The following is an 11,335-nucleotide window of genomic DNA, read 5'->3' as shown; positions in this document are numbered from 1 at the left end:
TATTCTGTTCAATTTTCAAAGACCATTTTATCTCGTCGCCCTCAAGCGACTTGCTTATCTTATCATTTAAAAACTTTGCTGTCAACATTTATTTTTTAAAAATTAAATGTTGAATTTGCTTTCAAACAACATAAGTTATTATATCACTTAAGCTAGCATTTGTCAATGTTTTTAAGCACTTATCAATTCCAAGTGTTTAATTCATTTCCTTTGCCTCTCAAGCAACGAAACTAATAATAACATATATATTCTTATATTAAAATTCGAATATGCCTATTTAATGATTTTACAATGATAATACTCTTATTTATTAATTAATACTTCCATTTCATACTATTGATACACTAGGATTAGTTTCTTGTTCCTTTTAAAGTTATTTAAGCTAAATAGAGTAAAAATCTATCTATATGGATATTTATTTATGCTAATTAACACATTTATATATAGCTTTTTTTTAAAATATAAATCACTATAAAATAAAAAAAGAGAGAAATTATAAATATATCCATATAGTTAAATATCTTTTTAAGATCTTTAGCTATAGGTATAAATATAATAACTCTCTCTTCTTTATTAAATAAATATCCTTTATATAATTTTTATTTTTTGAATAGTTACAGGATAATTCTCAGTTCCACTAATATTTTGATTATTATTTACTACAGTTCCCTTATCTGCAATGACCTTGCTCATAGAAACATTTCTTTCTATAATACTATTTTGCATTATAATACAATTTTCTATAACAGTACCTTTTTGTACATGAACTCTTCTTCCTATAATACAATTTTTAACTGTTCCTTCTATATAAGCACCATTAGCCACTATAGAATTAACTACATTACTTTCATCAGTATACTGAGTAGGTGCTTCATCTTGAGACTTTGTATATATAGGATGCTTATCGTAAAATAATTCTTTATTTATATCCTGATTTAAAAGGTCCATATTAGCATCAAAATATGATTTTATAGAATTTATACAAGCTAGGTATCCTTTAAATTCAAAAGCTCCAACTTTAAGATCATTTAGATTATTACTTATATAATCTTTTATCTTCCTATACACTCCATTTTTTATACAATCATAAACCATCTTTATAAAAAGATCTGTCTTCATTATATACATTTCCATATTAATATTTGCATAACTTTCTCTTCCTATGTTTTCTCCAATACCTAAAACCCTATTTACTTCATTAATATTAACTAGTTCGCAATCAATAAATTTTTTATCTGCATTATCTATGGATTTATATACTACTGTTATATCATTTTGCTTTTCTATATGACTTTTTATAAGTTCTTTATAATCTATATTACATATCATATATGATGGTGATATTAAAATATATTCTTTCCTACTATTTTTTATAAATTCTATATTATCAGCAAAATTATGGACATCATCATAAAAAGGATCATTATTACCAAAGTTAAAAACTCTTAATCCATCTTTTTTTCTGTGAAGATCCCAGGGCCTACCATTTGTTAAATGATTTATTAAAGATCTTGATTTATTTTTTGTAAAAATTCCAATTCCCTCAATACCTGAATTTGCCATATTAGATAATGTAAAATCAATTATTCTATATCTTCCCGAAATAGGTACTGATGCTAAAGTTCTAAATTTAACTAATTCACCCATTCTACTTTCATTTTCATCTAAATTTATTATTCCTAAACAATTATTCAAAAACCCCACCCCTTTATCAATAGTTCAAACTAAACATTTTTAATTATATCTTCTTCTAAAAATATATCTCTTGGACTTATATTTAATCCCATCTTACTAGAAACAATTTTTGATTCTAGATTTTCATTTGCAGCAACAACAGCTATTTCTTTACCATCCCCAACTTTACAGCCTTTTCCTATAATTGATTCAGTTCCAACTATAGCTTTTTCTATTATTACATTATCTTCTATTGAAACATTAGGCATTATTACTGAGTCTCTAATAACAGTATTTTTTCCAACCTTTACCCCTTGAGATAATACTGAATTTTCTACATTACCATAAACTAAACAGCCTTCATTGATTAATGAATTTTTGATTTTTGCCTCTTCTCCAATATACTGTGCTGGTCTAACTGGATTTTTTGAATAAACCTTCCATTCCCTTTCATTTAAACTAAGTTCATTCTCCTTTTTTAATAAATCCATATTAGCTTCCCACAAACTATCTATAGTTCCAACATCTTTCCAATATCCCTTAAATGGATATGCAACCATCTTTTTATTATCATTTAGCATTTTAGGAATTATGTTTTTTCCAAAGTCATTACTTGAAAGTTCATCTAATTCATCTTCCTTTAGATACTTTTTAAGTGCTTTCCAATTAAATATATATATCCCCATTGATGCATTATTACTTTTTGGATTCTTAGGCTTTTCTTCAAACTCATATATAGATAAATCTTCTCTTGTATTCATTATTCCAAATCTACTTGCCTCTTCTGTAGAAACTTCTATAACTGCAATTGTTGCATCTGCCTCTTTTTCTTTATGGAAGTTTAGCATCTTATCGTAATCCATTTTATATATGTGATCTCCTGAAAGTATAAGTACATATTCAGGCTCATATCTATCTATATATTCAATATTTTGATATATTGCATTTGCTGTTCCCTTGTACCAATCTCCACCCTTTTCTTCCTGATATGGAGGCAAAATTGATACTCCTCCATCTCTTCTATCTAAATCCCATACATCTCCAATTCCAATATGTGAATTAAGCTCTAATGGTTTATATTGTGTTAATACTCCTACTGTATAAATTCCTGAATTTGAACAATTACTTAGTGGAAAATCAATAATTCTATATTTACCTCCAAAAGGAACTGCAGGTTTCGCTAAATTTTTAGTTAAAACCCCAAGTCTCGACCCCTGACCACCAGCTAAAATCATAGCTATAATCTCTTTATTACCCATATAATGTATACCCCTTCCCATCTATACTTTTATACATAAAATAAATTTTATAATTCCATAGTTTTTATAGCATTAGATTAAAGCGCTAATGCTATAAACTTTATAATTTAATTTTTAAAATTTTGTAATCTAATTCCTTTAATCTTAAATTCCCATTTTCATTTATAGTACACTCTGCTTTTTCTATTAAATTAATTATTACCCTATTTTCATTCTTTAACTCATAATCTATTTTTTTATTATATGGATTCACTATTACTATTATTTTTTCCCTTTCATATATGCGCTCATATATAAGTAATTCTTCTGAATCATATATAAAATTAAACGCCCCTTTTTTTAAAGAGTTTTCATTGTTTCTTATACTTATTAAACTTTTATATAAATCTAATATTTCTTTATTTTCCCTTCCCCAAGGATATGGCTTTCTATTTTGTGGATCTCTTCCTCCAGTAAGTCCAACTTCATCCCCATAATATATTAAAGGTACCCCCGGAAGTGTCATTTGCATTGCTATTGCCAATTCAAGAAGTTTTTTGTTATTATCTAATAATGTAAAAACCCTTTCAGTATCATGGTTTCCAAGTAAATTCATATTGCTATAGAAGTTTTCTTTTGGATAATTTTCATAAATACTCATTATCTTTTTTATAAAATAATTTTTATCTATTTCTTTCATTAAAAACTTAATTAAAACATCCCTTAGTGGATAATTTGTAACTGAATCTAATTCATCTCCAAAGAAATACTTCCTTCTTTCGGAATAGCTTATTTTATTGGATGCATCTTCCCATACTTCTCCTATAAGAACACTTTCTTTATTGTTACTTATAATCTCATATTTTATTAGCTTTATAAATTCATCTGGTAACTCATCTGCAACATCAAGTCTCCATCCTAATGCCCCTAACTTCATCCATTTAGAAATAATTGAATTTTTATCTTTAATTATATAATTTATATAATCTTTATTTAATTCATCTACATTAGGTTGGTTTTCAAAACCCCACCAGCTTTCATATTTATCTGGATGTTCATAAAATCTATACCAGTTATAATATATTGATGCTTTAGATTGATAGGCTCCAATACTGTCATAATTACTAAATTTATTAAAATACTTACTATCTGATCCAGTATGACTAAAAACTCCATCTAGTATAATATTTATATTCAATTTTTTTGCTTCAGAACATAATTCCTGAAAATCCTCTTCTGTTCCAAACATTTCGTCTATTTTCTCATAATCCCCAGTATCATACTTATGACAACTTGCTGACTTAAATATTGGGTTCATATATATAATTGATACACCAAGAGATTTAATATATGGTAGTTTTTTAATTATTCCCTTTAAGTTTCCTCCATAAAAATCCCATCTTACGATATTACCCTTATTATCTTTTATATACATAGGATCATCATCCCATGAACCATATATGAAACTATTCTTTTTAGGATTATTTATTTTAAAATCATCATTTCCATTAAAAAATCTATCTACAAATATTTGATATATAATTCCTTCCTTATACCATTTAGGAACCTTCCTCTCCTTATAAATAGTAATCTGATATAACTTAGGAGAAGAATCATAACACTTTCCTATTCCTCCTAAACACTCCTCATTATTTCCATAATACATAGTTTTATTTTCATATATTATTTCAAAATAATAATTTAGTATTCCATATAAGTTACTAGTATCTAAACATATATCAAACTTAATATTTTTCTTATCTAAACTTTTATGTTTTAACATTTGAGTTCTACTTTTCTTTCCACAGAATTCAATTAAATGCAAATACACATTAGCCTCTATATTTAAATCTATCCCTATAGAAATCTTATCCCCAACTTTAACTGCTCCAAAGGGTTTTCTATATTTTAAGTTTTGAGAATTATGAAAAACATTTATATCTACCATAAAAGCCCCCTATTTATATGCTTTTATTAAAAGCATTAGTTCTCCAAATCTCTTTAGAATACTCTTCTATTGTTCTATCTGAAGAAAAAACTCCAGAATGTGCAATGTTAATTCCACAAATTCTTTGCCATTTTCTTTGATCTTTATATAATTCATCTACTCTCTCTTGAGCTTTTATATAATCCTTAAAATCTTTTAATACAAAAAACTCATCATTATAAATCAATAAATTATCATATATATTTTTAAACTTGTCTTTATCCCTTGAATACTTTCCATTTACTAAGTCATTTACTACTTCTCTTATTTCATAATGACCATTATATATATCAGAAGAAGAGTAATTGCAATTTTTATAATAATTAATTACCTCTTCTGAGGTTAATCCAAATATTATAATATTATCATCTGAAACTTCATCTTTTATTTCTATGTTAGCTCCATCTAAAGTAGCTATAGTTACAGCACCATTCATCATAAACTTCATATTAGATGTTCCTGATGCTTCTTTAGTAGTAGTTGATATTTGCTCACTAAGGTCTGTTGCTTTTATTATTTTTTCTGCAAGAGATACTCTGTAATTCTCCATCATTACTACTTTTATTTTGTCATTTACTCTTTTATCATTATTTACTTTATCTGCAATAGCATTTATTAATTCTATTATATTTTTTGCTAAATAATACCCAGGTGCTGCTTTACCTCCAAAAATGAAAGTTCTTGGACAGATATCTAAATTAGGATTCTCAAGTATTTTATTATATAAATCCATTATTCTTAAACAATTTAATGTTTGTCTTTTATATCCATGTATTCTTTTAACTTGCACATCAAAAATAGATTTTGGATCTACTATAATTCCTGAATCTTTATAAATTTCATTTGCTAACTCAATTTTATTAGATTCCTTTATATCTCCTAATTTATCTATAACATCATTATCATCTAAATGTTTTTTAAAATTTCTAAGTTCTATAGGATTTTTAATAAAACTCTCTCCTATAGTACTTTTAAGTAAATTCGTCAATTTAGGATTACTATTAATAAGCCATCTTCTATGAGTTATTCCATTTGTTTTATTATTAAACTTTTCAGGATATAAATTATAAAAATCAGACATTTCTCTAGTTTTAAGTATTTCTGTATGAAGTTTTGCAACTCCATTTATACTATGACTTGCAACTATTGCAAGGTTTGCCATTCTAACATATCCATCACCTATAATAGCCATCCTAGAAATCCTATTCCAATCCCCTGTATACTTTTCCCAAAGAGTTTTGCAATATCTTTCATTAATTTCTTCTATTATCATATAAATTCTTGGTAATAACTTTTGAACCATTTCAACTTGCCACTTTTCTAATGCCTCAGATAATATTGTATGATTTGTATATGAAATAGTGTTCTTAGTAATTTCAAAAGCTTCATCAAATCCTAATCCTTCATCATCTATAAGTATCCTTATAAGCTCTGGTATAGCAAGGGTTGGATGAGTATCATTTATATGAATAGCTATACTTTTATCTAAATTTAAAATATTTTTCCCACTTTTCTTATAATTTCTTATAATACTTTGTATACCTGCCGATACAAAAAAGTATTGTTGTTTTAACCTAAGCAATTTTCCTTCATAAAATGAATCTTCTGGATAAAGTATATAAGATATTGATTCAACTGAATTTTTATAGCTTACTGCCTTATCATAATCACCCTTATTAAAAGAGGAAAAATCAAAGTCTTTATTTAAAGTTTCTGCACTCCAAAGCCTTAATGTATTAACTACATTATTTTTATATCCTATTATTGGTGTATCATAAGGTACTGCCTTTACAGAATGGTAGTTTTCATGAATAAACTTTAATCTTTCACCTGTATTTTGGCATATAACATTCCCATAAAATTTTACTTCTTCAAATTCATTATCTTTTCTTATCTCCCAAGGATTTATTGATTCTAGCCAAGTATCAGCTACTTCAACCTGACTTCCATTAATTATTTTCTGGTCAAAAAATCCATATTTATATCGTATTCCACATCCATGACCTGGAATAGAAGAAGAAGCCATAGAATCTAAAAAGCAGGCAGAAAGTCTTCCAAGTCCCCCATTTCCAAGTCCTTGATCTTTTTCAATCTCTTCAATATCTTCTAAATTTATATTAAGTTCACCTAAAACCTCTTTACATATTTCTCTAATGCCTAAATTGTTAATAGAGTCTCCAAGTAATCTACCTAATAAAAACTCCATTGAAAAATAATAAACCTGCTTTTTATTAAAGGATTCATATACTTTATTTGTTTCTATCCACTCTTTAGTTACATATTCCCTTACTAAAGTTCCTAAAGCTCCATATTTTTCAAGTATTGTTCCTTTATTTAATTCTTTAGCATACATTTTAGAAAACTTTTCTTCAAAGTCCTCCTTGAAAATTTTCTTGGTTATTGCAATCATTTAATTCCTCCTGATATCTCAAAACTTGAGTATCAGCCTATTAATTCCTCATACATTTCTTTATATTTTTTAGCTGATTTTAACCAGCTGTTATCAGATTTCATAGACTGTAATATTAATGATTGCCACTTTTTCTCACTTTTATATACATCTATTGCATATTCTATTATTTTTTTAAGTTCATTATAATCATAATTTTTAAATCCAAATCCATTTCCAATCTCATTATATTCATCATATGGAATAACTGTATCCTTAAGTCCACCTGTTTCTCTAACTATTGGAACTGCCCCATATCTTAAAGCTATAAGTTGACCAAGTCCACAAGGTTCAAAAAGAGATGGCATCAAAAACATATCTGATGCTGCATATATTTTATGAGCTAACTTATTATCAAACATTATATTTGAAGATACCTTTCCTTTATATCTTTCTTGAAAATCCTTAAATGCATTTTCATAAATAGGATCACCAGTACCTAATATAACTACTTGAACATTATTTTTAAGTAATCCTTCTAGCATATTTATTATTAAATCACAGCCCTTTTGATGAGTAAGTCTTGATACCATTCCTATCATTGGTGTATCTTTACTAACTTTAAGACCTAATTCCTTTTGTAACTCTATCTTGTTTATAAGTTTATCTTCAAAGTTTTTAACTGAATAATTTTTAAAAATAAATTTGTCAGTTTCAGGATTATATTCATCATAATCTATTCCATTTACTATCCCTTTAAGAATTCCTTTTTTCCATCTTAATAATCCATCTAAAGTTTCTCCATATTCTGGTGTCATTATCTCTAAAGCATAAGTTTCACTAACTGTTGAAACTATATCTGAATAATTTATTGCTCCTTTTAAAAAGCTAACTCCTCCATGAAGTTCTAAACTTCCATTTGTAAATAATTCATAATCATATCCAAAAAGTTCTGGTAATATTTCCTTAGTAAATGTTCCTTGAAAAAATAAATTATGGATAGATGTTATTGTTTTTATATTTTTATAAAAATCATCCTTCATATACTCCACCTTATGAAGTACTGGAATCATTCCTGTTTGCCAATCATTACAATGAATTATATCTGGCTTCCAATCTATCTCCTTTAAAAACTCTAAAACTGCCCTATCAAAAAATGCAAACTTTTCACCATCATCATAATATCCATAAAGACCATCTCTTTTAAAGTAATACTCATTATCTAATAAGTAGTAAGTTACACCTTTATATTTATATTCAAGAACCCCACAATATTGTTTTCTCCAACTTACAGGAACTTCAAAACTTTTAATAAATTCTAACTTCTCTTTTATTTCTTTTTTTATATCTCTATAATTTGGAATTACAACTCTAACATCTAACCCTAAATTCTTTAGTGCTTGAGGCAATGCTCCCATAACATCTCCAAGACCTCCAGTTTTTATAAAAGGATGAGCCTCTGATGCAGCAATTAAAACCTTCATTTTTAAGTTCACTCCCTTATTTCTCTATAATAGTTTTATTTTCTAAAAAATATTCACTAAAATTTTCAATTCCAATTATAGACACTGCCATAGGTGGAATTTTAACCTTTATAGAATACGGCATATTATGATAGGATATATCTTCAGCTACTAATATATCTTCCATAGTTTGTCCAGATCCACCATACTCTTTTTCATCTGTGTTAAACACTTCTTTATAATCTGCTAAATAAGGGACTCCTACCTTAAAATCATAATAAACCTCTGGAGTAAAGTTACATATAAATATTAATGTATCTTTATCACTTTTACCCTTTCTCATAAATATCAGTATACTTTGTTCATTGTTATCAGCATCAATCCACTTAAACCCTTCTGGACTATAATCTAATTCCCATAATGCACTATTTTCTTTATAAAAATTATTTATTTTCTTGAAATAATCATTAGTCTTTTTATGCATATCAAAACTTTCAATAAGTTTCCACTCAAGCTCTTCATATTCTCTCCATTCTATGAACTGTCCAAACTCTGATCCCATAAATAAAAGTTTCTTTCCTGGATGTCCAATCATATATGCGATATACATTCTAAGTCCAGCGAACTTGTTCCAATAATCTCCCCACATTTTATCCACTAATGACTTTTTACCATGAACAACTTCATCATGAGAAATTGGAAGTACAAAATTTTCTGAGTAATTATACATCATTGAGAATGTTAATTTGTTATGATGATATTTTCTATATACAGGATCTAACTCAATATACTCTAAAGTATCATTCATCCATCCCATATTCCATTTGAAGTTAAATCCTAATCCTCCATTTTCAACTGGCTTACAAACATTAGGCCATGACGTTGATTCTTCAGCAATCATCATTATATTATTAAATTCAGAAAATATTGCTTTATTTAATTCTTGTAAAAACTCTATTCCTTCTAAGCAGCCATCTTCCCCATACTTATTAGGTCTCCATTCCCCTTCTTTTCGGCCATAATTTAAATAAATTATATTTGAAACTGCATCTACCCTTAATCCATCAACATGAAATTCCCTTATCCAATATAAAGCATTTGATATTAGAAAACTTCTAACTTCTGGTTTACCTAAATCAAAATTAAATGTTCCCCATCCTTTATTATCAGCTTTCCATCCTTCTTCATACTCATAAGTTGGACTTCCATCAAACATATATAATCCTTGTTCATCCTTACAAAAATGACCTGGAACCCAATCTAAAATTACCCCAATATTATTTCTATGAAGAGCATTTATAAGTTCCTTTAAACCTTCAGGATTACCATATCTACTGGTTGGAGAATAATATCCTATTCCTTGATATCCCCAAGATGCATCTAATGGATGTTCCACTAAAGGCATAAATTCCACATGTGTATAACCCATTTCAACTACATATTCAGGTAATCTTTCTGCAAGTTCACTATATGTTAAGAATTCACCATCTTTGTTTTTCCATGAACCTAAGTGAACTTCATATATATTTATAGGACTTTCATATACACTTGTTTTATTTCTTCTATTTATCCATTTCCTATCAGTCCACTTAAATTTTATATCTTCCTTAACTATTGATGCCGTATTAGGTCTAATCTCTGAAAGCAATGCATATGGGTCAGCTTTATACACACCTTGACTTTCCCACTGATTAATTATGTAGTATTTATACTTAACACCAGCCTTTAATCCTCTTACAAAAAGACTCCAAATCCCCATATCTGTTATTCTTTCCATCTTATACTCTTCAAGTGGTTTAAAATCTGAAAATTCTCCAACTACATAAACACTACTAGCCTTTGGCGCCCAAAGAGTGAACCTTGTTCCTCTTTTTCTATTTTCAACAATATTATGAGCCCCCATAAATCTATAGCTATTATAGTTCTTTCCCTCATGGAATAAATAATTATCAAACTCTGTTATTTGCCCTTTTTTAATTATTGTCTTCTTTTTTGTTGACTGTACCATAATAACCCCCTCCTCATTTATCCCTTTACACTTCTTTGCAATTATAACATTTAATTCCTTATTTCTCCATTAATTTTTTCCTATAAATTTTTACAAATTTAAATATATTTCTTCAAAAAATATATTTAAAATAAATAAAGATTAAAACATAGACAAAAATCTATCCTTTAATCTTTTAAAATTATTCTTATGAAATTTTTATATATCATTTAAAAACTCATATATCATTTTCAAAATTATAATTATAAAAAATAATTATATTCTTAATTAAAAATATACATAATAACATTTTTATTATTTACTATGAAATTATTATTTCTATTGAATTATATATTATTTTAATTTCTGCTCTATATCTTAATATAAACACTTCATAAAATTTCTTACATAAAAAATAATCGTACTAGTCTTTTATAATATTATAATTGGTAGTTATTAGTACAAACAAATCTCTAAATTAATTTTTATCATTTTTTTATACAAAAAAAGAGATAGTAATTAAACTATCTCTTTTCGTTACTTACCTGGCAACGTCCTACTCTCCCACACGGTCTCCCATGCAGTACCATCGGCGCT

Annotated in this window: 6 protein-coding genes; all 6 read right to left on the bottom strand. The window is 27.1% G+C overall.

What is annotated here, in order from left to right:
• Positions 1-588: 588 nt before the first annotated feature.
• The 6 genes from glgD to glgB all read right to left on the bottom strand — a co-directional run bounded on the left by glgD (position 589) and on the right by glgB (position 10,759).
• Positions 589-1,695, bottom strand: coding sequence for a glucose-1-phosphate adenylyltransferase subunit GlgD (gene glgD, locus J2S18_RS16200; protein WP_307488395.1), 1,107 nt, complete (start codon positions 1,693-1,695; stop codon positions 589-591).
• A gap of 29 nt (positions 1,696-1,724) precedes the next feature.
• Positions 1,725-2,933 carry a glucose-1-phosphate adenylyltransferase gene (locus J2S18_RS16195; RefSeq protein ID WP_307488394.1) on the bottom strand — a complete coding sequence of 403 codons (1,209 nt, stop codon included), beginning with the start codon at positions 2,931-2,933 and terminating at the stop codon, positions 1,725-1,727.
• 100 nt (positions 2,934-3,033) lie between these two features.
• Positions 3,034-4,860, bottom strand: a complete 1,827-nt coding sequence (locus tag J2S18_RS16190; protein WP_307488393.1) for a glycoside hydrolase family 13 protein — start codon at positions 4,858-4,860, stop codon at positions 3,034-3,036.
• Positions 4,861-4,873: 13 nt separating this feature from the next.
• Positions 4,874-7,309, bottom strand: coding sequence for a glycogen/starch/alpha-glucan phosphorylase (locus tag J2S18_RS16185; RefSeq protein ID WP_307488392.1), 2,436 nt, complete (start codon positions 7,307-7,309; stop codon positions 4,874-4,876).
• 32 nt (positions 7,310-7,341) lie between these two features.
• The gene (glgA, locus tag J2S18_RS16180; RefSeq protein ID WP_307488390.1) at positions 7,342-8,772 is read right to left on the bottom strand and encodes a glycogen synthase GlgA; all 1,431 of its coding nucleotides are present in this window, start codon (positions 8,770-8,772) and stop codon (positions 7,342-7,344) included.
• A gap of 16 nt (positions 8,773-8,788) precedes the next feature.
• On the bottom strand, positions 8,789-10,759 hold the full coding sequence (glgB, locus tag J2S18_RS16175; protein ID WP_307488388.1) for a 1,4-alpha-glucan branching protein GlgB: 1,971 nt from the start codon (positions 10,757-10,759) through the stop codon (positions 8,789-8,791).
• Between the last annotated feature and the right edge of the window lie 576 nt (positions 10,760-11,335).

Origin of the sequence: Eubacterium multiforme (genome assembly GCF_030813415.1) — a bacterium.
In the GTDB taxonomy this organism is placed as follows: Bacteria; Bacillota; Clostridia; order Clostridiales; family Clostridiaceae; genus Clostridium; species Clostridium multiforme.
This window is presented reverse-complemented; position numbering and strand designations above follow the sequence as displayed.

Coding starts and splice junctions, on each gene's coding strand:
- J2S18_RS16195 (WP_307488394.1), bottom strand. CDS start 2,933: ATGGGTAATAAAGAGATTATAGCTATGATTTTAGCTGGTGGTCAGGGG.
- J2S18_RS16190 (WP_307488393.1), bottom strand. CDS start 4,860: ATGGTAGATATAAATGTTTTTCATAATTCTCAAAACTTAAAATATAGA.
- J2S18_RS16185 (WP_307488392.1), bottom strand. CDS start 7,309: ATGATTGCAATAACCAAGAAAATTTTCAAGGAGGACTTTGAAGAAAAG.
- glgA (WP_307488390.1), bottom strand. CDS start 8,772: ATGAAGGTTTTAATTGCTGCATCAGAGGCTCATCCTTTTATAAAAACT.
- glgB (WP_307488388.1), bottom strand. CDS start 10,759: ATGGTACAGTCAACAAAAAAGAAGACAATAATTAAAAAAGGGCAAATA.